Origin of the sequence: Lelliottia sp. RWM.1 (genome assembly GCF_016859735.1) — a bacterium.
Classification (GTDB): domain Bacteria; phylum Pseudomonadota; class Gammaproteobacteria; order Enterobacterales; family Enterobacteriaceae; genus Enterobacter.
This window is the reverse complement of sequence record NZ_WLVC01000037.1, coordinates 1-26,334: the sequence shown is the minus strand read 5'-3', so window position 1 is coordinate 26,334 and position 26,334 is coordinate 1. Positions and strand designations below refer to the sequence as shown.

Below are 26,334 nucleotides of genomic sequence, written 5' to 3'. Positions count from 1 at the left end.
TTGTCACTGATCACGTCTCAGGCCTTGTGCCGTCTGGCCTGGAGGCAGCGGGGATCTCTTTTGATCTATCAGGAACACTAAGGTACTAATTATTGGAACTACCTTGTGGAAAATGGGGATAAATAAATGCTTAGTTCTTATACAGGTCTCAACTTGCCTCCCTGATAAAAACTGTCGTCAAAGCTAAATCACAGCCACAGGCATTTTCGGTGGATAAATTTTTGAGAAATAGAAGCATACATGCAGACTCGTGTCGCAAGTAATTGAAAGTAATAATTTATTTAAATAATGCGAGTCACCTTACCTTACAGTGGAAGTTTAAGTCTAACCTCACTACCATTGTCACTTAAAATCATTACCAACGTCGAAATAGTCTCTACCATTGTCTTTTAAGTCACTCCCGTTGTCACTTATGTCGCTACTGTTGTCAGTGACAATGCTCCAGCCCAGTAACCATGCGGCCTACAGCGTACCGGGATCTTCTTTGTACTCTCTGGCACCTTTGGGATCATTTATTGGATCTACATGAGGGATAAAATCTTTTGACGATTTCGTAGTGCAGTTATACCAGCGACTTAGCAAGACAAAAGCTGCAATTTAGTGACGAGTTACTAGTCTGCCCAACAAGAGCAATGCAGAGAAGATATGTGGTGAAATGACCATGGTAGTGAGTCTAATCACTACCATGGTCCGCAGTAAGCGTTACTTACGCAATGAACGTCGGACTGATTTGCAACAACATGGGCTACGGCGCATCAGAAGACGGCCGTTGTGCTTCAGCAAAACAGCCCTGCTTTATTTTAATTCTTCAATGTTAATCATGAACTCAGATCTGCCTGTAAGGCCGGATACAGCAGGGAAAATAGGAAAGCTACGGCTGTCCCCGAGCCCCAAATCCAGTTGAAGCTCTTTGCTTTCACCTGGCATCGCAGAAACACCATTTACAGTCACGCCGAATGCAGCGTCCTTACGGACAGTAAGCACTGCGTCCTGAAGCCCTGTAGCGATTGAACCATCCTTTTTACGCAGCTGGCTGGCATACAGAACAGCCAGAGGAGTATTGTCAGATGTTTTGAGAGAAGCATTGACAGCTAAGGTTTTCAGATTCTCTAGCCTGACGAGATTGTTTGGAAGGTAGTTAAATTCGACTGAGCTTTCTTTAACGTTGTTCATCTCATCTTTGGCCTGAACTGTGAGAGTGTATGTTTCGCCTTCATTAAGAGACGGAAAGATCTTGGGATAATTAGGTGCATACAGGTTGTTTCCCAGATTCACCCAAGACAATTCCACCGCATCAGAAACAGGGCCACCGCGAAGAGTCATACGGCTTAAGGATGGTTTAGTTAGAGCATCGGTGAGCTGTATACGGACGTTCTCCAGCCCATATACTGTTACGTTTTTGCTGATCGGTTTTCCTTCGTAGCTAATACTTACAGATGGTGCTGTATTATCAACGACAACAGTTTGATAAGGGAGGTTACCGGTATTGTTGAATGTATCTTGGGCATTAATTACCACGTTATAACTGCCTTCTGGTACCTCTTTCATGTTGAACTCATACGTGTAGTTCCCAGACGCCATATTTCTACCTGTTTGTTTGCCGGTTACGCTTATTTCTGCGTTGTTACGGTTTTTATCTGACAACCAAACTCGATTTACATAAACATGGTCGAAATATGAACCATCTCCAGGTTGATTCACGTAAACCTGGAGAATGTTGGTGGTTTCAATGTAATCAAATCCAGTGACGGAGGGACCCAGTGTATGCCAGGCTATATTCTCCCATATAGGGGCAAAGAAGGTTGCTTCGGTGGTTGACCTTACTTCATAGCCACTATGAAGATAGCCGGTAGTGCCATTTATAATATCCTGGGGCAAAGAGACGGTACAGGTTGTTGAGCCAGCTGGAATACTGCATGTTGCTCCGCCAGTGATTTTTTGATCATATGGCCTAGCCTGTACATTGAACCGGATATTAGTAAGTTTTATAGGCATATCAGATGCCTTGAACAGGTTCCAGTTTACGCTGTTGAACCATGTTCCATCAGCCTTTTGTCGTTCTATGGGTGAACTTCCCCAAGCCGGACTCTTTACAGAGGCAGGATCCCAGTTGAGCCAGCTGGCATACTGACCAAGATCTCCTCCAGACCATTGATATGTATTCACAGGTCTATAGTAGTTTCCATCTAAGGCACCCTGTGGCAGCTTAACTTCCACGTAGACATAGGTGGCATCTTCGGAAAGGACCTGTACTCCGCCATAGTTATTGGTAATGCTCATGCCACCATTTCGATATGGCTTCCAGTTAGTTCTTGGGATACGTATAACCAACTTGTAGGGGTTTTCCAGCACTGTAAGGCCTCGTTTAAACGGGACGTATCCCGAAGAAATGCCGGGTACAACACTGGTGCTTACACGTGAGTCATGAACTGCAAATGGCGTAAATTCTCCCATTTGATCGTCATATAAAAACCGCTGGGGAGGAATGTTAAGCGTATTTCCTGCCAGGTCCGTAACGATGAAATTGAAGGTGAATTCTTCATCAAGATCACTTGAGGGCATGCCAGCCTGGGTGTTCATATCTTTAATCCACGGATAGAACGCACGTTTATTGGCTGTGTCATAACTCAGGTTATTGTCGGAGACCACAGAACCATTACTTCGTTTAATGACAAGACGGATCTTGGCAATTCCACTAGCATCCTCAATACCGTCTGCAAATATAGAAAACTGGCCACTACCGCCTCGGCCCAACTCCCAAAGTGGCCCAGAAAGTACCATGTCGTAACCTGCGTTTTGACTCGGATAAATACTCTTATAGCGTGGAGGAGTTGTATCAACGATGAAATGATAAGTAGATGTGCTCACTACAGTCTGGCGAATATCCAGAGTTTCATTGACTACAGTAAAGGTCCCTTCTCCGAGCGCCGGTAGAACCATATCCTTTCCATAGTATTCTGTTCCATCGGCAGCAACGATACGATCTGCAACGCTCGTTTTGGTCGAGACGGAGGAATACATAACCTTTTTATCGCTGTCTCGTGTGACCGTCACTCGCTCGTACCGATCAAGACCCGATATCAAGTTCAGAGTCAAAACACCAGCGGGATTAAGATATGTTTGTGTTGCAGGCTTAATATTCCGAACAGCCTTATTGGTATCTGTAAATGAGTAGCTAAATACCTGAGCATGTGCCGAAGATACAGTAGCAAGGGCAGTTGCAACCATGCAGCCAATTAGAGTTTTACGCATATGATGCTCCGGGAATAGGTTATAGCCTTATTCTACGGATTCAGCCTACAAGGTCCGGTCGGATAAAGTGATAATTTGCCTGTTAAAAGAGACATCAAGTGAGAAAGCAACCAACGTACAGAATGCAAAATGGCGGCAGTGCATCTGGATGACGCAAAAGTAACTTTTTGTACCCACTTTTTTGGATTTTAGCCTTCAAAATGAGTATTCAACCAATCATAAAAGTAACTTTTGATAGACGCTGCTCCTTTATGTTTGCCAATTGTGCTGATATGTTTTTAAATTCAAGGAAGCGAGATTTTAAAAGCATCTGTTGAGTCAAATTTATGTAAAATAACAGGGTAACCATCACTTCTAGGTTGAGGAAACCCAATGTTATACATGCTCTTATGCTGTTTTCTGATGCTCAACAGTACATTCGTTATGTTCAGAGCAATGTCTGCAATAAGTAAAGGATCCGCTAAAGAAAACCGGTCTGAAATATCGCTGATAGTCCTAGCAACACTTGGAATTGCATCACCATTCATTGTCGCAATGATTACTATTAATGAAAGTATGACATCTAAAACAGTAACAGATTTTTCTTTGGGTGCTCAGTGGTCCGGAATGGTTTCAGCGGTAGCGCTAATGGGGTTATATGCTCGACGCGTTTGGAAAGAGAAGAAGTCCTTATTTACTGGCGCTTTCCTGGCCTCTTCCTTAATGGCCTTTATTTTTACTGACAGCCTTGTTTTCGTATCCCAGAAGGACACCGGCGTTCTGGCTACTTTCGTACTCGATAAAAACGCTGGAGATATTGATTGTAGTCGCCCGGCTATGATTGTCCATTACAGTAAAGGTGTTCCAACGGACTGGCGTTGCCCAACCAGTATCATGTTGATGGCGTATTCTTCATATCCTTTTTTACCTTGGCCTGAGTATAGCCATGGTACCAGCCAGTCTCTTACGGTTGTTATTGATACATTTATGGAAAACGCTGTTAATCTCAGTCAAAAATAATAAATAAACCTCTCTAGTGAGAGGTTTTATAAACCTGAGCCACCAATCTAATTAACTCTATATTTTTGTTTTAGCTTTTTTAAAGGTAGACTTACCGAATAAAACAGCAATTATAGAGCAAAGGCCTGGCGTTAGGACAAAAGCTAATAATGCACTGCCAAAACTTGTCATTTCAGGCACCACGAACCAGCTGATAGGCCACGTCAGGGCAGGTAAATTTAGCGGATCATAAAGCGCATGTAGAGCGCTTAACACACAGTAAAGTGCTAAAAAGCAAACTAGATAAACAACGATCCACATTTTAATTTGCTCAGCAATTTCAAATTTAGGACTGCCCATGCTTTACCTCAGTGGCTGAATATTGATGGTTAATATCTTTAATCACCCGTAAGCACTTAGTGCATACCTTAGTTCGATTTGTCTGCTTGTCCAGAGTGTATTTAACTTCAAGTTGACCTCCAGCATTAAGCAAAGTGAGCATCTCATCTTCTAACACGCTTCGGTAAATGGTCTTGTCCGAGAGTGTGCCCGGTAACGAGTACTCAACATAATTGTTTGAAACTCTTACCGATTTAGGGATTTTACCACTGAGCTGGATTTCATTCGTTGAAGGCATTACAGTTACTTTAATCACAGTTGCCGGTGACCAGAAATCCTGATAACGCACTTTATGAATTTTATCAGCTCTAAGGCCTAACCACACATTTCCGGCGATAAGAACAATAAGCAATCCATAAACTGATCGTCGAATGTTACGCCTTTTAATCACAATGTCCCCCATCCCTCAAATATCATTCTAAATAACTGCACCAGGATATCATGAGCGTAATTAAAAGAATTCTTCATAACCGGGGTTTTCAGTTGAGTTTGCGGACTCTTTACTTTGCGGTTTCTCGCCCTCTATTTGAGTATCCCTGACAGGTTTGGATTTACCCATGCTCCTCTGAAAGGTATCCATAACAAACTCAATATCTTCTTCTGGCAGGCTGGTGGGTTGGTTGCTCATAGGACTTCCTCTTGTTGAATACGTTCGGCGTACAGGATGCGAACCGAAACGGTCGTGTTTTCAAACTCGTTCTCAAAAACGTCCATCCATTCCGTCCGGAATTCTTCCCCCAGAAGGTTATCGAGCCCCTGAAGAGATAATGGAAGAACGGCTGCTAGAGATCCCCCGGCTGCGAGATGAGATGCAGCTGCCTGGAGATGCAGCCTGGCCCGGTTATCGGCAAAAGGTGGGTTCATCACGACATAATCAAACTTCTTCTGTTGATTAGACTTAGACCATGTGAGGAAGTCAGCTTCTGTCGTATCGTATCCCTTAGCCCGGGAGATAAGGCAATTCAAAGTATCAAGCTCGATGCCAGTAACGATCACACCGGCAGGGAATGATTTAAGCAAATCCGCATGGCCAATATTAGGCTCCAGGAGGGTATCCCCTTCCCCTGCACCGAGCAGGGAATATACATATTCGCTGATTCGGCAAGATGAAGGGTAAAACTGATGCGATACAATATCAGGCATCTCCCCTATCTGGCCGATGTAACGAATAACCTCACACGGATCATAGGAAAATGTCACATCGTATTTTGTTACTGTTGCCCCTAAGAACCGAAGGGTGTCAGCGGCAACACTCGAAGATTTGCGTTCGGCGAGAGACCCTAAAGATGTCCAGCAACTCCATTTATTGTCCCCGTCATTTTTAAACATTAGTTCAGAAAGCTGCATCCGGGTATCAAAGTCGATGCACTGCTTAAGTACAGGGAATGCCTCCAAAGATTTCTTGCTATGAGCCATGCGGTCGGCAGGTAATGCCAGCGGTACGATAGCTGATAAAATATTGTTAAGCCGCTCGGCGATATCAGGGTGGACGTCAATATGCATTGATCCATTTTTGTAAACCCTGAAACGAATACTGTTGCCATCGATGCAGATCCATTTTCTGAACCCCTCATGTTCGACCAACGCCTCAACCAATGATTTGGTGTTATGGATCGCCTTCACCTGTTCGCCACGGAAGAATGCGCATATAACGCGGAGCTCGCTCAGTGGTGAAATGCCAGACTCTTTAAAATCCACCCTTAATTTCTGCCAGGGGTATTTAGACGGCTCGCAAACTCCGGTAGTGATCATGCGGGTGGAGAACCCAAAAGCTTTGTTTGTCTTATGACTGCGGCTCAGAGACTGGAAGACGTCGTAAACCCTTTCTTTAATAAATTGATTGCGGTCATTAAGCAAAGCAACGACTGTGCCTACTACAGCGTCAGCTGTGAAATCAGGGATCACCTGAGGCGGCATAATATAGCGGTCGGCCGTAAACTGCTTATCCCATTCGTTACGTTTGGCATCCGACATGATAGGCAAAACATCAGTGAGTGCCATAACGCGTTTCCAGTATTCAGATCTCAGAGCGTTTTCCGCGAACAAGGCATCCGCTTCAGAGATACTGTGGTTGTAGCCTGAGAGATAAGAATAAAGTTTCTGGTGATTGTGGGTTTTGAACTGGACAGCCATGTGTTTCAACAAGCAGAGTTCATCATTATAGGACTCAACAAGATCCGCGATAATGCCGAGCTCTTTGCGCATATCTGGAAGAAATGTTTCAGAAGAGCTAACCACCAGGCTATGAGAGGTTGTTAAAGCCAGTACGCTGTGACCTGCATTATCGGGTTTAGCTTCAGAATCAAGAGATGACATTTTACCGGTCCTTTAGAAAAAACTTTTACCAGGATAGCAACGTCGCTCTGTAACCTAATAGGTTCAGTGACACGAAAAAGTTTTTTATGTCTCTGAATAAAACTTAAAGATGTCAACTCATAGAAAGAAGCAAAAAAAAAGCCCCGCATAAACGGGGCAAGAACGATACATGGAGGTTTAAAAAAGGCGGGCAAAAAGCCTGAATCCTTAATGACTCTGACAAAACCAACACTTTGCCAAAAGTAAATTATTCTGCGTCCGGCTGTGGGTCAGTATCCTGATCGGTCTCTTCCCCTGCCTTCTTAGCATTTTTTTTACGTGGGTATTTTGGCTTCTCACCATTAAGTTTTGCCTGACGATTCTCCGCACGGCGAAGCTGCTTGTTCTCTGATTCTGTGATCTCTTTTGAAAGATTTCTCAGCATCTCCAGAGTACTGCGGTTCAACGTAATGTTGATTTCTTCGTCAGCACTTGAATCTGTCATCTCCGGCAATTCAATATCCCCCAGTTTCTGTAATAAGCTGGTGGTGATGAGTTTGACGCCTTCTACGGCTTTTGTGGCAATAACCGGCGGAATCCGTGCTGGCTTGAAGTCTGAAGGTCTGACTCGTACCTGACCATGTTGGGTTTTTTTCACCGTGATGCCATTCGCATCGGCCTGCTCAAGTTCCGCGATCATCTTCTTGATACGTGAAATTGCTTCTGTTTCACCGAGCTCATCGATCAGTGAAAGCACGTTAACATACGAAATAGCGTCAGCATGAATCCATTTCTTGATAACAACAGAACAGGTTGTCAGGCGGATAAGAGAACTGATGGTCGTCGGGCTTTTATTTTCACGTTGAGCAATTCGTTCGAGTGACCAGCCAGCAAGAGAATGTAGGCGACGATAGGACTCGCCAAGCGCAACAGGAGAAAGCGCAAGACCACGGTTACCATCAATGGTCGCGAGCTCACAGCCAATTTCATCTTCTTTAATCTCAACGCAAAGGATTGTGATGTCATGATCTTCATCACATGCCATCATTGCGGCTTTTAAACGGCAGTGCCCCTGGCGAACAAAAGGTACCCCATCAATGACACGTACTCGGATAGGGTCTACATAGTCACCTCGAATGTAGGCATTCTTGATGTTGTAGATGTGTTCTTCAACCTCAGGGAGCTTATAGTAATCGTCACCCATTCCCATTTCGCGGGAGTTGAAGCCTGGCGTGACCTGAATTACTGAAGGGTGGATAGCCCATGCTTTCTGGTCACTTACTTCAGTACAAAGTTCAGGGTTTGCATCACGGAACTGTTTAAGCCCAGTGACGTAACGACCTGTGCCAGTAACTACTGAAAAGGCAACATGGGCCGTTTTAAAGACCTTGTCATTAGCTTGCTGTGTAGGTTCTGTCAGTAAAACACTCATAGGGGCTCCGTTACATTTTTCTGCTTACTTTCTGCGTAGCGGGGATACTACCGAAAAAAAAATCCATAATTTTTCGCAAAAAAGGTACTTTTTGAGCCTATTCTGATTTTTCACAAAAAAAGAGGGCTCCCCATTTCTTGTGATGGCATCAAAATCGCTTCATAAACAAAGACATAAATCCAAAACATAAAGTTCAGGTATCAGTGAGGAAAAATCTTATAAATCCGCAATGCTGAAAGTCAAAACTGTGCGTCTTAAACAACTTTTTTTTGCTCCCTAAGTTATTAGTTAAAGCCCGTGGTTAGGTACGATACCAGCACCTAAATTTCTCTCTCAGGTATAGACACTTTGACTCGACATCTCAGACACATGCCGATAATCAAATGGGCTGGTGGAAAAACGAAACTGATGCCTTTCATCAGCCATCACTACCCACACGATCATAGTTGCCGGTGGGTAGAACCCTTTATAGGCGGTGGTGCCGTTTTTCTGAACATGTTTGCACAAAATGCATTGCTTGCAGATAGCAATCCAGACTTGATCAACCTATACAGGACTATTCAAAGACAGAAAACTAACTTTATAAATCAGGTCCAAAACCTAGCGGATAAAACCTTTGTCGAAAAGGACTACTATGAGATGAGGGACCGTTTCAACAAAACCTGTATTTCTGGTCAACCGCTTCAAAGAGCGGCTTTGTTTTACTCCCTGAATCGCCTGGGCTATAACGGTATGTGCCGCTATAACTCAGAAAGAATCTATTCAGTGCCCTGGGGGAAACATACAGAACTGAAGCTTGACTTCAATAAAATAGACTACCTTTCATTTCGTCTTTCAGGTATTGAACTGATCACCGCTGGTTTTGAGGAGACTCTGGCCGCAACCGGCGAAGGAGATCAGATTTATTGTGATCCGCCATATGACAAAACAAGCAAAACTAGTTTTGTCAGTTACGATGGTAAACCGTTCAGCCAAAGCGACCACGTGCTGTTAGCAAATATGCTCGTTGACGCTCACAGAAAAGGCGCTGCTGTTGCGATATCAAATAGCCTGACACCATTCACTTTGGGCCTCTATGAAGAGCGTGGATTCGTCATACACAGACTCAGCGCTTACCGATCCGTAGGAAGTAAGCCAAATACACGGAAAACGGAAACAGAAATACTGGCCGTGCTGAAATAGAGTTAATTCTAATCAACGGGGCTAATCCATTCCTGAAAAGTTAATACCTCAGGGTGAGTTCGTTGAACATAAGGTATAAACTGAAGCTCTTCTATTCTCCGGTCGCCCCTCTTTCCTTCGCAAATAAATGAAATGAGTCCTTGCTGAGAAAGCCCAGTAAGGACGCTCATAAGTCTTATATTTAGAGTTTTAAGCTGTAAGTCGTTATTAATGTCCTCCACTTTATGAGAGCTCTGGCCTGAACGTTTAAGATACTCGTAAACCATGAAATTCGAATTTCGTCGTTTTAACAATTTTTCGGTTATGCATTCCTGAATGAAACCGCCAAGAGCATCTAAAAGCGGACTGAGAACTACCGGGAAAGTTAATGTGTAACTTTGAGAAGTTTTAGACAAAGTAAATGAATTTAGAAAGCTAAAGTTAAGTCTCTTTTTTGAATATGGAGCGTAAGCGACAAGAGTAGTTGACATAACAGTAAGTAAAGCTTCAAGATGTTCCACTGTTATTAATGTGGTTTTATCTGTATTTCTTAGATTATGGAAATCAATAAACGCTACTCTTGAACGGCTAAGCCAATCTTGTACTTTAATGTCGATAGAAAATTGCGATATATGATTTGAACATTCATTTTGGTTGATAGGGCATGCAGACGAAAGATGGTTATGGATTATCATGCATAGCACAAAAAAAGGAAATCGGCAGGCTGTGGGGCATTGAAAACCGGTTAAAGAAAGCTTAGACGTTTCATATGCGCTTACCGGAAAAGTAACTTTTCTTAACGTTGGCTTTGACGATGTTCTTGCATTTTTACAAATGAAACCGAGACCCAGATCATTGTGCATTTTAAAGTCCATCTCCATCATCACCTTTTAGCCTTAACTGTATGGTATTGGTATACAAAAAATTAAAAATTATAATTAATAAGATTATCATTTTTTTACTATTGAAAAGGTTGTGATAGAGGGGAATTTAAATGTAAAAGATTTATACTCGCAGATCTTTATGAGGGATAAAACCCATTGCGTAAGCAACAATATTACGTGAGTGAGTCCTAACGACAGTTTAAGTCTTGGCTCTATATTTAAGCAGTAAAACATTTAACTGTCTTGGAGTTTACTTAACTTAAAAACTGTTATTGCAGCATAATTTTTCGAATCAAAATCATAGAATTTTCTGACTTTTCCAGTCAAATGATAACGTTCACCCAATAAAATGTGATCCTGTTTATCGGCCGTTAAAGCGATCCCGTCATTTCTAACTTTACCAGTAAATGTAAAAAAATAACTCCCTTTACTTTTTGCGTACGCGGCCCTGACTTCAGTAAATGTTAGTTCAATGCTTATGACCTGGCCGATATTGTAGCTATGTTTTAAAATTTCTTGTTCATTTTCCGGAGTTTCAGACAACATCACATCAAAGGTTGTAAAGAAACAATCCAGCTGGCGTTCTGTCAAAAAACGGTTATTGTCTAGTTGCGCCAATATACTATTAGAAAACTTAGTGTTAGCCTTTTTTGCTTTCTCAATAAGTACGTGGTTTCTGGATTTCCATGCTTCGAGTGTTGGGTTAACACGCAGTTCCGGAATGTTATCGAGAAAGGTAATTGGCTCTAGTACCACTAATTTTTCAATAATGGGTCCAACTGTTTGCACCCCATGACACTTTTCACATACATCAGCCCCTTTGTGGCCTGTGCCCGCACATTCGTTACATTCTCTTTCGATAGGTGCATAATAATTTCCATCTCCGTTAAGGGATACATTCACTGAGGCTGGTACCATATGACCATCAAGAGTAAAGAAAAGAGATTTCATTTTCGAAACACCTCCAAACGTGCCTCTACGATTGCTACAGCTTCTTTCACAGTTTTTTCATAGTGGTCATGCCCTTCAGGAAATTGGTCAAAACGTTTACCGTGTTCTAACTCTTCCATGTTGCGTTTAAGGACTTCATGAGTTAGAAGCAAATCATTATAATTATCGATAAGAGTCAGCTTTATAGGTTTAATCACTCAACTAATCCTCGGTTTTTTATTCCTTAAGGAGATCTCGAATTTCCAGAAGCTCTTCTAATTTTGGTTTAGAAAGAATGATTGCTGTATTTTCGTCGTTAAGTAAAGACAATAAAATATTTAGCTTTTCATCATTCAAGATTATTTGAACACCATCATCAGAAAATATTACATTTTTACTATCAACATTTTTGAACAAGTGTGCACTATCTCTACCAAATTTTAGTTCTGTTTGAGTATTCGTTATAGATTCCGTATGTGTACTTTCCACAAGCTCAAGAAATTCAGATTTTAGCCGTTCTGTTTTCTTATGCGAGAGGCGCTTAATACCCAAAGTCTTACGTGTGACTGCCGAATTTTTCTTTTCTGGTCCGCCTTTATTTAAGGTGTCTGGTCCTGCTCCAGCTGCATTGTGTTCAGGTATGCCTACAATTTTGCTCGTTGTAGTCTCAATATTCTTAACGCCAGGTAAGAAACCTTCTATATGTTTTAAAACCATTTTGTGATCGTTGGAATATTTTAACATTATTTCAATGGCGAGCGTTTTTTTGATTAGATTTAGGCTAATCAAACGTTGAAGCTCTAATGGCATATCAAGGATTTTTAGCATATTACGAATTGCGGTAGTTGATCGTTGATATCGCATTGCTAGTTCTTCAACCGAATACCCGAGACTAACAGCATGAGCTAATGCATGAGCTTGCCCAACCGGATTTAGCCCATTGCTTCTGTTACCATCGAGGTTCTCAAGGTATTCTTCAATTTCGTTTTTATAATCGATTAAGATAACAGATAATTTTGGAATATTAGCACCTTCAGAAATTGCTAATTTTAAGCCATGAAAACGAGTATGACCTTGACGAACTAAATATTTACCTTTTCTTTTTACGACCTTGATCATATCAACCTGCCTTCCTTCCTTAAAGGCTTGTTTGATTGACACAATCATCGATTTGACAGGTTCTTGTTCGTAACACAAATCTCCGATTACCGCCTCTCGGGGATTAAATCCCTTTTCAATTTCAACTAGATTAGTATCCACTTCAATGACTGTATGTTTGCTGTTGTTCATATCTTCCTCCTGTTTACTACATGATACATGAACCTCAAATTTGCCAAATAGGGCTGATACATCTAAAAGGTAAACTCAAAAAATTTGCTTAATAAAATTAAAATAAAAACTGTCTTGAATAAAACAATGATAGTAAACCCACTTTCATTTCCGTTTGCGATCTGTAGATATTGATAAAGGAGCGCTATTCCTTGTTTTATATGGACTTATCATTGTTTTCAACAGGTTAGATCAATTCTTTAGATCACTAAAGATCAATAGAGTTCAAGTAAAGATCACGGCATCTTTAACTCATTGATTATAGTAACTTTATGAAAGGATCCGGCATTCGGATGCATGCGAAAAGCATTTGAATGAATAAGGAAGGCATTTACTGGAATGCTTATGGCATTTAGGTAAATGCGTAAAAAGCATTTGCAAGAATATGTTATAAACAGTTTGCCAAATGAAAATCTTATCACCGACGAGTTAAGTTAATGATTAAAAACAACGAGTTAATCCATCCTTTTGACGTAACCAGTAATGAATCAGGTAAGACTTATCAACTGACGCCTAACTCGTCCAAGTCGGTTCAGCCCGTGGCCCTGCTGAGATTGAGTGTATTTACCCCTGTCGGCACAAAAGAAAACCGCGACCGAAACTTTGAAGTTGATGCCTCTGATGAGCTTTCGTGTATGGAAATTGCAAGATCGGAGGGTTATGACGACATCAAGATAACTGGTGTCAAACTATCTATGTCTACCGACTTTAAGTGCTGGCTCGGGATCATCATGGCTTTCAGTAAATATGGTTTTACTTCCGAGAAGATTAGCCTGACTTTTAACGAGTTTGCGAAGATGTGTGGTATCAGTTCAACAAACATCAACAAACGAACTCGTGCGCGCTTTAAAGAGTCATTAATGAACCTTGCATCGGTAGTGCTTGCCTTCTCAGACTCTCGTAGTGGTCGGTTCACAGTAACGCATCTGGTGCAGAAGGCTATGATTGATCCAAAAAGCGATACTGTTGAGCTGGTTGGGGATCCTTCTATGTGGGAACTGTATCGTTACGACCATAAGACATTGTTAAGCCTTCAGGTTCTATACATTTTGGCTAAAAAAGAAGCTGCGCAATCTCTCTATATTTATTTTGAAGCAATGCCAGCTGGTACGTTGTTCGTTAATATGAAACGGTTGAGGGAAAGGTTGCTTCTTACAACCCCTATTCGTACGCAAAACCAGATAATTCGTAAAGCAATGCGGGAACTTGAATCTATCGGATATCTCGATTATCAAGAAGTTAAGAAAGGTCGCGACATACAATTTCAGATCTTCAAAAGAAGCCCTAAGCTGGCCCTTGCCAAACAAGGTTGAAAGCTATCTGGTATGCACTGGTTATAACCTGCTGAAAAATAAGTTATTTATCAGTGCTATGCTTAGTGCTTCTTTTACTACTGGTCTTACATCTCGGCTTAATGTGCAAAAAAGTAACTTTTCAAACGAACTCCTGACTATTCATCTGTATGCCTTTCTGACTCAAGCGTACATGCTAGCCCATTCATTAAATGCCGTTGAGCAAGATGGTTTCGTGCGCACTCTATTCACGTGAATGCCTTTTGTGGATTACGCCTCTTACATTCATACAAATGCTTTTGATGTCGGTATCCCAAAAATTCATTCATTGAAATGCTTTTGTTTGCCACTGTATCCCGAGCATAGCTATGCAGTGGTATAAAAAGGCATTTTGGTGAATGGCATTAGGTCGAATGACACACAGTTCAGCTTTGTTAAGAGCGAGAATGGTCCAAGACATCTATGACATTGGGCATCAGAAGGACTATGTGCTTGATATGAGATCAAAAAAATATCAGAAGCATCACAACTCCAATGGCATTCAAAGAAATGCCTTTGTTTTGTTAGTACACCAAACAACCCAAAATTCATGCAGTTATATCAAAGACTCATTCGCAAAAGGACTCAGCCAGAAAGCATTTGCTTAAATAGCATTGGCCAAAAGCATTCGAATGAATGATGTTCGTATGGACAAGACAAAGTCCCACTCACGCCCAGAGGTGTAAAAGGCATTTAGATGAATGACGCACCGGCCCGAGGATTGTATGTAGTTTCTCCAACTGATAGTTGCCGAACCAGGGAGCACAGTGATATGCGGCCTTCTCAGAATCAAGAGATAGATAATAAGGGAACAAAAAAGATTAGATATGAAGCTTAGTTACCTGCCCGATATCTAGTTAGAGCTTTTCAAACCATCAAAAGTGACTTTTATGCTTGAGGAGTCTCATCAGCTTCAGGATTGAGCTTAACGTAATCTTACCCCCTCCCCTCTTTCAAACTTTTACTAAGCGTTCACTGGTACCTTTCAAAGATTATGCTTTAGGCCCTTTGCTTAAAAATTCACCAATCGCTAAACGTTAAAAAAAGGGGGTTTATGCGAACGGAAGGATCGGAATAAAAAAGTATTATTCATTCGCGTTTACGTGAACTCAAATCTACACGGAGTAATTATGGAACTTTCTTTAAATATTGGCCTTAGTGAAAAGAAATCTAACACGGCTGCACTTTTTAAAACAAAAAGCGCAAAAGTGATTTTGTTTGTTCTGCTGACCGTGCTTTTTTGCGGTCTGGCATATGCGGGTTCAGATGATGGGGCACTGGGAGATATTTGGTCATACATGAGTGAAAGTATGACTGGAGCTCCGGGCAAAATTCTGGCAGCCGCGATGTTGATCTCAAGCGTATATTTCTCTGTCCTTAAGCCTAACCCGGGCCTGGCACTGGTTTCATTATTCATGATGCTGGTAATGGCCAACGGCGAGAAAATTATCAGCACCTTTATGGATGCTGGCGTACCGCTGTAATTTATTGTTAATCATGCATGAGGGGGTTCATCCCCCTCTCTGGATTTTTAATGAGTAAGCAGAACGACGTTCCTCAGCATACCTATAGATTCCCTTTCAGGATCAACATGCCTCTACTGATTTTGTTTTGGGATGCCAAAAAATTAGGGCTTGCATTCATTCTGGTTGCATTTGGGAATATCTTCGAATGCTTCGGGTTTTCTGTTGTAGCAGCGGTTGTGTATTGGATTGCGTATAACAAAGCAGCTGAGTCAGGAATAAGAGGATTGCTAAAACACAAACTCTGGTGGCTCGGTTTTTTGCCAGGTAAAGCAGTTTTTAGTAGCCGTTATTTCAACGATCCATTTATCAGAGATTTGTATTCTTGATGGAGCTATGAATGAAAATGCTAAGTGGCATTAACATCCCTTTTTTCAAAAAATCTAAAAAGGATGAAAACGGTGATCTTGAACAGTCATACGTAAAGAAAGATGAAAGTGCTAAGGGACGTTTTTTGGACATTAAAAAACGATTTAGCCCACAAGCTGAAGCGTCAGGTGCTGGAATTACATACAGCGCCCTGATTAATCGTGATACAAAACTTATCCGCATTAATACTGTTTCAATAGCCGTCATTGGGTTATTGGTTGCAAAGATTCTTTTTTTCACTGACCCAGTGACGATTGTTACCCCTCCAAACATGAATGAAGAGATCACGGTTGTTGGTAACAAAGCATCGGAATCTTATAAAACACAATGGGCTCTCTTTTTTAGTACCCTTTTAGGGAATATTAATCCAACTAATATTTCCTTTGTGACGGCCTATGTCCTCGATGCCCTTTCACCTGAACTACAGGCTAAAACGAGTGAGTCTTTACAGGAGCAGATAAATATCATGCAGGCTCGTGGTGTTGAGCAGACCTTTAAGCCTAATGATATTTACTTTGATCCAAAAAATGACATGGTCTATGTCTGGGGTACCAAAACGACTCGACTTGTAAATGTTCCGGACAAAACTGAATCATCGAAATGGACTTATGAATGGGTTCTCGGGATGAAAAATGGTCGCCCAAGAATTGCATATGTAAATCAATATTCCGGAACACCGAATATTAAAAAAATTACGATAAACGGCAAAGAGCAACTGGCAACGCTGGATAATCCGCCACCGTCTACAGGTAACAAGTGATGATTAAAAAAAAGGGCTTAGGCTTCAACGCAATTACAGCATTGATCATGCTCACGACTTCGAACTGCGTAATCGCTGAAGAATACCAATTGCCAGCAACAATTAATAACCCGGTTGTAATGCCAGTTGGTGCTGACGGATTTCAGAATGGAGCTGCAAAAGCCATTATTCCGGGTCAAGCTGGTTCTGAACAGTCAGGTGCACAAACAAACCTTAGTGAAGCCGGTAATGCGCAGGGACAAAAACCTACAACTGATCTCCCTACCGTGCAACTTTCCCCAGCCAGCAATGCTTCGCCTGCGGTAAGCGCTATTACTGGAGCATTATCAAATAATCCTAGTCTCCCCGGATTTGACGCACAGACCCGATCTGGTGCAATTGATAGCTATGGGAGACCAACAGGTACCTCTTCCCAGCAGAATGCAACCAATGCGACCGCCACGTCAAAAGCCGATGAACTTTATGTCGAAGCTCGTAACCGATATAAAGAAGTTCAGCGTGTAAATGTGCCGCCTGGTGGGAATGTGGTACTGCCAGTTTCACGAGGACTTCAAAACAGAATATCGACCAGCTTCAAGAATGCTTCTGTCAGTACTTCTACCCCTGCTGAAGAGGCAAGCATATTTGTTAATGGTGGCGATGTCTTTATTTCAACTAATACCGATAAACCAATCGGGATTATGTTGTCTGAAGATCAGGTACCTGAATCGACCTATAACCTGACCCTGGTACCGCTTGATGTTCCCGGTGCGATGATTTCAGTTACTACATCTTTAAGCCCATCTATGCAAGCCAAACGTGAAACCTCATTGGATAAGCAAAACTATGAGGAAATGTTGGCCCGCTCCCAGTCAGAAGAACTGGCTCCAACGGATCCAAAACAAGACGATCATAAACAAAGAATCATTGATTTATTGACTCCTGTGGCTCTTGGTGAGGTCCCTTCAGGATTCAGTTTACAACAGGACCGACTTTCTCGTATTCCTGCGCCAGAGCAGTCACCATGTAACTTTAATATGTATGCAAAGCTCGGTCAGAGACTGGTTGGCTCACGTGAACTTATTGATGTAATTCTTGTGAAAAACGATAAACCATACGGTCAAATCGTTGCTGATCAGCAGTGTATGGCAGAAGGCGTTATTGCAAGTGCTTTATTTGATAAAGCATACCTGCAACCGGGAGAAGAAACAGAGCTTTACATAGTCCGGGATAAATTGTTCAAGGAACGCGAGGCCCGGGTTACAACCAGACCAAGTCTAATCAGAAAATAATATGGGAAAAGTTACTTTGCCTGCTCTGCTTGGGGCCACCGTGATTGGTTTTGTCGTATTTGCTTTAACCAGCTTTTACTACAGGTCAGAATATATACCAAAAAGGAGTGTATTAATCGTTCCGGACGCACCCATTAGTATCGAAGATGGCAGTAACGCTTTTCCCGTTCAGACAGTAATAATGAACGATCCAACTCTTATTGATAAATTTGTAGGAGAGGGCAATATTAATGAGGAGAATGCTTTTGACTATCACAAAAGTAACGTTTTGGAACCTAATTACAAACATGAAATATCTAGAACGAGCCAGATAGATAAAGCTGAAATGAATCATCCATCTGTTCGTGAAAACTGGGCCAGAGCAGGTGAACCCTATATCGTTCCTCAGATGTCTGACAGCGAACGAAATCTAAAAATTAAACGATTCCAGAAACCTACAAGTGGAGCTAATCATGGACATTAAAAAGGCCTGGGAAAATAAGACCGTCAGACTTTCTGTTATTGGCGCTCTGCTGGTAGTGATTGTTTATATTATTAGCCAGTCTATTTTTTCCACACCAGTTAAGAAAGAAAAGAAAACACAGAAAAAAGACATGCAGACCAATTTGTTGTTAGATGATTCGCAAATGAACAAATTGAGTAATGAAGAAAGCCAGAAAGTATATAAAGAAATGGTTAAGCAAAACCGACTTGACCAAAATGCGGCGAAAGAGGACCGCGAAAAAGCAGAAAAAGCCCAACAGGAAACTAAAGCCCAAGTTGCAAGTTTAACTTCTCAACTTCAGCAGCTGTCTCAGCAAATTAATGATATGCAGACAAATCGAAACGGCAATCGTAACTTGGATGCTGGTAGTTCGCGTAAAACGATTAATGAGCAGGCACCGGCAGCTCCTTATCAGCTTAATGCTAATGCGCCGATTAATGGCGTAAACCCTAATTACGCTTCTATCACACCTACGCGTAATAGCCCAATGAGAACAATCACACAAAGTTCCATTAAGACTAATGGTACCGATGGTGTCATTCAGGTTATGCCCGTGTCTGAAAACAGAATCAAGGAAGGCAGAGAGGTCATTGCAGGAGATAAAGCGCCAACTCGGACTGTACGAGGTGATGGTACTGCGCCAGTTGATAGCAAAGCGCGGCATGCTGCCCGAAAAGATGAAATGTTTCTTCCGGCAACATCTATTATCACTGGTGTTCTGATTACCGGGCTTGAAGCGCCTACAAGCCTTTCTTCCAAATCAGAACCAATGCCAGTAACGATGCGTATTAAAAAAGATGTCATCATGCCCAATAATTTCACCATGGATTTGCGTGACTGTAACCTTCTGGGTTCAGCTGTTGGTGATCTGGCGTCACAGCGTGCTTACATACGTGCCACTTCTATCTCTTGTGTTAATTCAAAAGGGAAAGCTTTTGACGTAAAACTGGAAGCATATGCTGTAAGTGAAAATGACGGAAAAAATGGGATCCGAGGCACGCTTATCAGCCGAAATGGTAACGCAATTGCAGGAGCTGCATTTGCCGGTGGACTTTCTTCACTTGCCGGTAGCTTAAGTCCCAGTAAGGTATCTTCACTTAACATCGACCCTAATTCACAGGCTCAGTATCAGTCCCCTAATTTTGGTGCACTTGGGGCATTAGCCGGGGCTGGTGCAGCTCAAGGTGGTCTTAATCGACTCGTCGATTACTACACCGCAATTGCAGAACAACAGTGGCCAATCGTAGAAATTAGCCCTGGCCGAGCTATTACATTTGTCGTTCAGACCGGAACTACAATTCCAACGAATCTGACCAGTCGCTGAGGTTTAAATGGATAGTTTAGAAAAAAAAGAATCGCCTGAATCAGCTGGACCTGAAATCACTAAAAAAATGGTGCGAGAAAGGACAACAAAAAAAATTACCTTCGAAATTGATATTGAAAAAATATTGAAGTATTTATTTTTCTTCGCCTTTGCCGTATTGGTCATTATTTATGGTTATAAAGGCTTTATGAATGTTTACGATTACTTCAATAAACAATCCCAGCCTTCGTACAAGATTGCAGTGCTTGACATGCCTGAATTACGTAAGGAATTTTTCAAGCATCACGGAGGCCGTACTGCTGACAATGATAGATCTCAATTCGAAGAATATTTCAGAACATTAATGAAGATCTACCGTGACCGTGGCTATTTAATTATTGATGCAACGCTTGCCGTTACTGTACCGGATAGTGTTGAAATCGTCACTTATATGGAACTTGAAGATAGCTCTGAAGCGGTACAATCAAGTTCTTATAATGCAAAGAAGTAGAGGGCACCCAATAGTGAAAAAGTTACTTTTCCCTTTAATGGCGGCTTTCGCCATTATGGCGAATACGGTCACTTATGCTTCAGAGCAGGTCCTAACTAATAGTGATGCTGCTGCGTTAATGGCAAAGGCAAAGGAAGGTGGCGTTTCACCCAGTCAGATCTCGGGTGTGTTATCAAAAATGAAAGGATATAAACCTAAGGATGCCATATACATTCCTTCTGGTGGGCTATACCTCTTTCAGGACGAACGTTCGCAGCTAATGGCAGTAACGACCGATGGCCGATACTCCCTTACTGGGGGAAGCCTTGTTGATGTAATTAAACGTAAACCTGTTCTGACTGTAGAAGAAATCAGGAATTCCTATTTTATTAGTCTTGATGAGGCCCCCTTCCCTCTGGAAACTGTAGCGTCCATTCCTCTGGGAAATTCAAAGCTTAAAAGACAAGCAGCCATTTTCATAACACTTGATTGTGACGGTTGCATGGAACTTGTTAAGAAATTCTATGCAGATCGGGACAAGTATCGGATAGATATTGTTTTAGTTCCCTCACCCGGTGAGCCAAAAGAAGAGCTTAGAAGGCTCTGGTGTAGTAAAGAAAAAGGAAAAATAAACAACCTCGATATTCTTCGTTGGCTAATGGGAAGCAAATCCGACATTGAAAAAAGATTGCTCTCTCAAAAAGAAGCAGAAGAATGTCCGGCGGAACCTTTGGTAGCGTCATTGATGCTCGCAGGAATTTATAAATTGCAGGGTGTACCTTCAGTTGTCAGACAGGATGGTTTGGCTGGTAATGGCATTCCAAAAGATTTCGACTACTGGTTGAACCAAAGCGTTGAACCTCTCTTAAAAAATCCATTTGAGACAAATTAAGGCTAGTTTATGAACATCAAAAGATTGGTACTCAGTGCTCTGGTTGTAGGTACATCCTCATATCTTACGGGGTGCTCCATCGGTAGTTCCGAATCCGAATGTCCAGGCATTGAAAAGGGCGTTATCTGTAAAGGTCCTCGCGAAGTTATGGAGTTAACTAATAATCGAGATGATCTGTCTGCACTGGCGGGGGAAGAGTCGGAATCGGGAAAGGAGAAATCGGCTGTCAATGACAGCCGTTATCCAACTGAAATTAGCCCTCCAGGGGAAGTCAAATATCCACAGTCTACTACCCTTAAAAATCAGCCTGTGGCTTATTCAAAAACCGAAATTAAGCCAGTTGGTCAGTTACCTGTCATGTACGATAAAACTTTAAAAATGGGTGCCCCTACTTCATCCATTGGACCACGGCCTATTTCTGGTGTACCGGTTAATTCAAACGTAAGGATGACTAGCAGTTATAGCACTGCCTCTTCAACTGGTAACCCTTTCGTTCATCCGGCTGCGGAAGTCGTTAAACAAACAAGCTATCCGGTTTCTGCTGGAAATGCCCCACGCTACGTTGCACCTAATTCTGATATCAGCCCTGGTAAGGATATGTACTCTCTTTACAATGGCCAGCCCGTTAACCCGACTCTCAACCCTGGGCAGATCCAGCAATACCGTTCGCAAGGTTATAAACAAGCTGTAGTGGCTCCTGAACCACTTGCTGTTCTGCAACAGGGGAAAGTAATGAGAATTACTTTTGCACCTTATACCGATGATAACGATGCGCTTAATCTTCCCGGCTACGTTTATGTCAACGTAAAACCGCAAACATGGATTGCTGGCAAGAATTCGACCTCAAACCCAGCTCGCATAGTTCCTTTAGAAGTACAGGATGCGGCCCGGGAAAATATGCAGCAGCAACAAAAAGCAACTAAAGCTGTCTCTTCGAACGGCATTGTTAGACAACTGTAAGGTCAAATATGGAAGCTATCAATAATTACAATAGCGGTTTAAATCGCCATCAATTAGGTGGGTTTATCCCTGTTTACGATCAATTAGCAGGGACTCACTATTTTTTGATTGATGGCAACAGATTAGGGTTTATGTTTATCTGTAATCCATCCCCTGGAGTTTTTGATAATCAGCAAGATGTTCTTGCTGAAATGTTCAAAATGGATTTCCCTACAGATACTGTCTGTCAAATATCTCTGACTGCATTGCCAGACCTGACTTTACAGCTTAGTGCTTGGTCAGCTGTGCGAGGTGGGCGTATGACTGGGAACGATAAGCTTAAAGCAGATCTGCTTAATGGTTATCAGTTGGACTACTACGACAGAAGTATGCATAAGCCTTTAAAACCTGATCATGATAACCTTATGTTGAGGGATTTTCAGGTATGGATCTCGCTATCGATTCCTTTACAGTCTGCCCTTCCTACCGAGCTGGAACATTCGCGTATCGATTCACTTTACTCTGAACTTGTAAGTAAGTTAATTACGATTGGATTGCATCCGTTTAAGGTCGATGCAGAAAACTGGCTCTATTGTATAGATAAGGTCGTAAACCCCGGAAAGAACTCCCGGTGGGCTGAAGGTTTCATAGACGTTAACACTATGAAAAGGCTTAATGAACAAGTTAACGTTCCCGGCCGTAAGTATACAGTCACAGAAAATCATTTCTCATCAGTCACACAAAGTGACGACGAATCTGAGCATCGTTACTTCAAACAACTTTCCGTTGTAAAGTTTCCTGAATACGTCAATTTCGGTTGTATGTATGAGTTAGTAGTTAACTGGATGCATGGACGTAAGACAATTTTCAGCCCATTTATGATCACTCAGACTGTTCAGTTTGCCGATCCGCTCAAGTTGTCAAAAGAAAACGTCCGCTACAAAGCAATCACTAATAAACAGGCAAGTATACCTTCAGTTGTCACATTCTGCCCTCGCCTGCGGGATATGGATAATGACTACATGGCCGTAACTCGCGAGCTTGAGGATGGCGCAAAGCTTTTAAGAGGGTATCTTACTTTCACTGTTATGGGTAGTAATGCCAATTCTGTGCAGACAGCAGCTAACGATCTCAAATCCTTTTACCTCGAAAGCCGGGTCAAAGTAGCAGATGATTCCTTTATCGTTTTCCCGTCATTTATGTCATGTCTGCCAATGTGCAATGACCCAAAGACAATTTTCGACCTTGACCGTTCCGAAGTAGTGAGCAACACCGGAGCGGCTCATATGACACCGATCTTTGGGCCCTGGAAAGGTAATACAGATAGACCAGTACTGAGTTTAGTTTCTCGTGAAGGTCAACTCATGGGACTTGATATTTTCAAGACTTCTGCAAGCTATAACATGGTTATTGGTGCAACGTCAGGTGCAGGGAAGTCATTCTGGACAGCATATCTAATCAATAACTATCTTGGAGCTGGACCGCGATCTAATAACCTCGTTCATTATCGCTCAACATTTAAGCATTTTTTAGAAAACGAATACCCAGATGATGATCCTGACGGTGCTCAAGTATTTGTTGTGGACGTGGGCCGTTCTTACCAGGGGATTGCGGAACAATATACAAACAGTCAATTTATTGATTTCGGTAAAACCCCTGACTTCACCCTAAATCCCTTTGCCTTCCTAACTGACATCACTGTTAACGACGATGTATTTAACGAAGCACCTGAATTTACCGGTGAATCAACTTCAAACGATGCAGAAAAAGACAAAGTTGCTCAGACCATAATGGTTTTGAATCAGCTAAAAATTATGGCTTCAGAGAAAGGCCTTATCGATGATTATCAACAATCAGTGATGCTTCAGCTTATTGCAGAAGAGTACCAAGAATCCAGAAAATCAGGTCGGACCGGTTCAATAACCGGCTTTGCTCTGCGTTGCAAGAAGCATGAAGACAAACGTATAAAGGATATTGGGGAGCAACTCGGAGCATGGTGCGAAGGTGGAATTTATGGGCACCGGTTTACCGATACGTTGCCTCCAATCAACTTCGACAGCAGATTTATTGTTTTGGAACTGGAGGAGCTAAAAGGCACCCCCCACCTTCAGACAGTTGTATTAATGTCTATCATTCAGGCTGCTCAGCATGCAATGTTCATCAAAAAAGATGGGCGTCGTCGCTTGTTCATCCTTGATGAAGCATGGGAGTACATTCGTCCTGATAATTCATCAGGTGCCGGAAATCAATCAAACCAATTCTTCTCTTCCTTCCTCGAAGCGGCATGGCGTAGGTTCAGGAAAACAAACTGCGCTGGCATCTGTATCACACAGTCGTTTGAAGATTATTTTACTTCTTCTGTTGGCCGGGCCCTGACTGCTAACTCGCCTTGGAAGATAATCATGAAACAAGAAAAAGAAAGCATTGAAGCAATGAAGGCTAATAAATATTTTTCTACTTCAGATGCAGAATATGAACGTATGAAAAATATTCGTACAGTCAAAAAGGTGTTTTCAGAGATGTTAGTCAGGTTCGAAAACTTCCAAGAGATCTGTCGGTTATACGTAGACCGGAAAATGGAGCTTTGTTTTACTACGGATAGTGCTGACAGGAGTAAATTATGGGAAATTCAAAGCCGCGAGAATTGTAGCTATGGCGAGGCAATAGAAATTCTCTATGCTCAAGAAGTAGCAGCGGGTTTGGCCGCGTAGAGTAAATATCTTCAAGCAAAAATAATTAAACCAGATGTCTCATAAGAATCTGGTTTTTTATTGTATGCCTTAAGTAAACAAATGAGGTTGTGACTTAATGAGTTCATCACTGTGCTGCAAATTTTGGTTTTATAATTAATGTGGTGTAAAAACAGTGACATAAATACAAATCGCAGTTAGGTTGTGTACGCATTAAGTAAACAAAATTTATAACTTCAATACTGACATTATAAGATGAAAATCACGTAAATTACATTTTTGTTTACCAAAGGTAATCAAAGTAGCGCGGCATTATTAGTGAAAACAGATCACTGGTGTCATTTTGCATACAAAACTTAATATCCTTTAATCATTCTTCTAAAAGTTTATTATTAACGGTTTGGTTTCTGAAAATTTATCCAATTTGCTCACCGAAGACTTTTAACTTATTTAACCCCCTTTATCGCCAAACTGTGATTTTCTAATGTTAGTCTACAGTTCTAGGGCCCTTGCTCCCATGATGCGAATCCTGCCACCTAATAAAGATTAACGCCTCATTCCTGTATGCCGGTCTTACGACGCCAGTGCACGGACTATTTTTGGTCATCACAAGGACAGGCGGGAGATTTAATCAGGGCGTGGTGTTGCTGAGCAGCAGCTGCGGCACTGTAAGCCGAAGGCGGAATTAACTCCTTTATCACCATCTGGGGACGTCATTATGGGTAGCCCTTTTAACTTACTCAGGACCATTAAGCTAAAATTCCGGATAGCGATTGACGTAAGATTTAGGCTAAGCAGGTAAAGTGATCCCCGCTCCCGGGGTGACAACTTTATACAAAAGGCCGAGCGGAAGATTGTCCTTAGGGAATATTTCTTTAACACAGCACGGGCACTTACTCACGCTGCCGGATTTAACCCCCTTAATCGCCAAACTGGGGTTCTGTCCTCATGCTGGCCTTCAGTTCTGGGCGGGGTTGCTATCACTTGCTCCCTAATGCGAGATGTACCTGCTGATACAGATTAACGTCATATTCCTGCGTGCCGGTCTGCCGACACCAGTGCACGGGCTTTTTTCGGTCATCACATTACCGGGCAGGAGATTTTATCAGGACGTGGTGTGACTGAGCAGCAGCTGGGGCACTGTCATCCGCTTGCAGATTTAACCCCCTTAATCGCCAAACTGGCGTTCAGTCCTGATAGTGTCCTTCCGTCCTGGGCAGGGTTGCTAACACTGGCTCCCTTAATACGAAATGCGCCTGCTGATAAAGATTAAAGTCACATCACTGCATACCGGTTTGCCGACTCCGGTGCATGGCCTTTTCCGATAATCACAAGGACGGACGGGTGATTATATCTGTGCATAGTATGTCTGAGCAGCATCAGAAGGCACTGTCAGCCACTGGCAGATTTAACCCCCTTAATCGCCAAACTGGCGTTCAGTCCTGATAGTGTCCTTCCGTCCTGGGCAGGGTTGCTAACACTTGCTCCCTTAATACGAAATGCGCCTGCTGATAAAGATTAAAGTCACATCACTGCATACCGGTCTGCCGACTCCGGTGCATGGCCTTTTCCGATAATCACAAGGACGGACGGGTGATTATATCTGTGCATAGTATGTCTGA

The 26,334-nt window shown here is 42.2% G+C and carries 23 protein-coding genes; 13 read left to right on the top strand and 10 right to left on the bottom strand.

Annotation, left to right across the window (positions count from 1 at the left end):
• Positions 1-795: 795 nt before the first annotated feature.
• Positions 796-3,252, bottom strand: a complete 2,457-nt coding sequence (locus tag GF617_RS20610; protein WP_001232713.1) for an Ig-like domain-containing protein — start codon at positions 3,250-3,252, stop codon at positions 796-798.
• Positions 3,253-3,624: 372 nt separating this feature from the next.
• On the opposite strand from GF617_RS20610, the gene GF617_RS20605 reads away from it, so the two are divergent.
• The gene (locus GF617_RS20605) at positions 3,625-4,251 is read left to right on the top strand and encodes a hypothetical protein (protein ID WP_000966518.1); all 627 of its coding nucleotides are present in this window, start codon (positions 3,625-3,627) and stop codon (positions 4,249-4,251) included.
• Positions 4,252-4,308: 57 nt separating this feature from the next.
• On the opposite strand, the gene GF617_RS20600 is transcribed toward GF617_RS20605, so the two are convergent.
• From GF617_RS20600 to GF617_RS20580, 5 genes are all read right to left on the bottom strand, one after another.
• Positions 4,309-4,590, bottom strand: a complete 282-nt coding sequence (locus GF617_RS20600) for a hypothetical protein (protein ID WP_000535423.1) — start codon at positions 4,588-4,590, stop codon at positions 4,309-4,311.
• The gene (locus tag GF617_RS20595; RefSeq protein ID WP_001805248.1) at positions 4,577-5,020 is read right to left on the bottom strand and encodes a hypothetical protein; all 444 of its coding nucleotides are present in this window, start codon (positions 5,018-5,020) and stop codon (positions 4,577-4,579) included. The genes GF617_RS20600 and GF617_RS20595 overlap by 14 nt, the downstream gene beginning before the upstream one ends.
• A 60-nt stretch (positions 5,021-5,080) precedes the next feature.
• The gene (locus tag GF617_RS20590; protein WP_000070862.1) at positions 5,081-5,257 is read right to left on the bottom strand and encodes a hypothetical protein; all 177 of its coding nucleotides are present in this window, start codon (positions 5,255-5,257) and stop codon (positions 5,081-5,083) included.
• Positions 5,254-6,945 carry a DUF4942 domain-containing protein gene (locus GF617_RS20585; protein ID WP_000096325.1) on the bottom strand — a complete coding sequence of 564 codons (1,692 nt, stop codon included), beginning with the start codon at positions 6,943-6,945 and terminating at the stop codon, positions 5,254-5,256. The genes GF617_RS20590 and GF617_RS20585 overlap by 4 nt, the downstream gene beginning before the upstream one ends.
• Before the next feature lie 247 nt (positions 6,946-7,192).
• Entirely contained in the window at positions 7,193-8,356 is a 1,164-nt protein-coding gene (locus GF617_RS20580) for a hypothetical protein (RefSeq protein WP_000114860.1), read from the bottom strand.
• Between the two features lie 369 nt (positions 8,357-8,725).
• On the opposite strand from GF617_RS20580, the gene GF617_RS20575 reads away from it, so the two are divergent.
• Positions 8,726-9,538: a Dam family site-specific DNA-(adenine-N6)-methyltransferase gene (locus GF617_RS20575; RefSeq protein ID WP_001121574.1), complete on the top strand. Its 813-nt coding sequence runs from the start codon at positions 8,726-8,728 to the stop codon at positions 9,536-9,538.
• Positions 9,539-9,546: 8 nt separating this feature from the next.
• Here GF617_RS20575 and GF617_RS20570 read toward each other — a convergent pair whose 3' ends face one another.
• From GF617_RS20570 to GF617_RS20555, 4 genes are all read right to left on the bottom strand, one after another.
• Positions 9,547-10,380, bottom strand: coding sequence for a hypothetical protein (locus tag GF617_RS20570; RefSeq protein ID WP_001805246.1), 834 nt, complete (start codon positions 10,378-10,380; stop codon positions 9,547-9,549).
• Between the two features lie 255 nt (positions 10,381-10,635).
• On the bottom strand, positions 10,636-11,352 hold the full coding sequence (locus tag GF617_RS20565) for a zinc finger-like domain-containing protein (protein WP_000838219.1): 717 nt from the start codon (positions 11,350-11,352) through the stop codon (positions 10,636-10,638).
• Positions 11,349-11,549, bottom strand: coding sequence for a hypothetical protein (locus tag GF617_RS20560; RefSeq protein WP_000594930.1), 201 nt, complete (start codon positions 11,547-11,549; stop codon positions 11,349-11,351). Before GF617_RS20560 ends, GF617_RS20565 begins: the two co-directional genes overlap by 4 nt.
• 19 nt (positions 11,550-11,568) lie before the next feature.
• Entirely contained in the window at positions 11,569-12,621 is a 1,053-nt protein-coding gene (locus tag GF617_RS20555) for a hypothetical protein (protein ID WP_001065778.1), read from the bottom strand.
• A gap of 476 nt (positions 12,622-13,097) precedes the next feature.
• Between GF617_RS20555 and GF617_RS20550 the strand changes: the two genes are divergently transcribed.
• The 11 genes from GF617_RS20550 (at position 13,098) to GF617_RS20500 (ending at position 24,733) form a co-directional block, all read left to right on the top strand.
• A complete protein-coding gene (locus GF617_RS20550) occupies positions 13,098-13,973 on the top strand; it encodes a RepB family plasmid replication initiator protein (protein ID WP_000594611.1) in 876 nt (291 codons plus the stop codon).
• Positions 13,974-15,121: 1,148 nt separating this feature from the next.
• Entirely contained in the window at positions 15,122-15,475 is a 354-nt protein-coding gene (locus GF617_RS20545) for a hypothetical protein (protein WP_000423602.1), read from the top strand.
• A gap of 17 nt (positions 15,476-15,492) precedes the next feature.
• Positions 15,493-15,843 (top strand): type IV conjugative transfer system protein TraL, encoded by a 351-nt coding sequence (locus GF617_RS20540; RefSeq protein WP_001447770.1) that lies wholly within the window; start codon positions 15,493-15,495, stop codon positions 15,841-15,843.
• 11 nt (positions 15,844-15,854) lie between these two features.
• Entirely contained in the window at positions 15,855-16,643 is a 789-nt protein-coding gene (locus tag GF617_RS20535; protein ID WP_000783153.1) for a TraE/TraK family type IV conjugative transfer system protein, read from the top strand.
• Entirely contained in the window at positions 16,643-17,914 is a 1,272-nt protein-coding gene (locus tag GF617_RS20530; RefSeq protein ID WP_000592092.1) for a type-F conjugative transfer system secretin TraK, read from the top strand. The genes GF617_RS20535 and GF617_RS20530 overlap by 1 nt, the downstream gene beginning before the upstream one ends.
• A gap of 1 nt (position 17,915) precedes the next feature.
• The gene (gene htdO / locus GF617_RS20525; RefSeq protein WP_000521242.1) at positions 17,916-18,377 is read left to right on the top strand and encodes a plasmid transfer protein HtdO; all 462 of its coding nucleotides are present in this window, start codon (positions 17,916-17,918) and stop codon (positions 18,375-18,377) included.
• Positions 18,367-19,722, top strand: a complete 1,356-nt coding sequence (trhB, locus tag GF617_RS20520) for an IncHI-type conjugal transfer protein TrhB (RefSeq protein WP_000351841.1) — start codon at positions 18,367-18,369, stop codon at positions 19,720-19,722. Before htdO ends, trhB begins: the two co-directional genes overlap by 11 nt.
• 7 nt (positions 19,723-19,729) lie before the next feature.
• A complete protein-coding gene (locus GF617_RS20515; protein WP_000377632.1) occupies positions 19,730-20,212 on the top strand; it encodes a hypothetical protein in 483 nt (160 codons plus the stop codon).
• Positions 20,213-20,330: 118 nt separating this feature from the next.
• On the top strand, positions 20,331-21,083 hold the full coding sequence (gene htdT / locus GF617_RS20510) for a protein-disulfide isomerase HtdT (RefSeq protein ID WP_182911723.1): 753 nt from the start codon (positions 20,331-20,333) through the stop codon (positions 21,081-21,083).
• 9 nt (positions 21,084-21,092) lie between these two features.
• Positions 21,093-22,043, top strand: a complete 951-nt coding sequence (gene trhV / locus GF617_RS20505) for an IncHI-type conjugal transfer lipoprotein TrhV (RefSeq protein ID WP_001022588.1) — start codon at positions 21,093-21,095, stop codon at positions 22,041-22,043.
• A gap of 8 nt (positions 22,044-22,051) precedes the next feature.
• Positions 22,052-24,733, top strand: coding sequence for a TraC family protein (locus GF617_RS20500; RefSeq protein ID WP_000387412.1), 2,682 nt, complete (start codon positions 22,052-22,054; stop codon positions 24,731-24,733).
• Positions 24,734-26,334 lie beyond the last annotated feature (1,601 nt).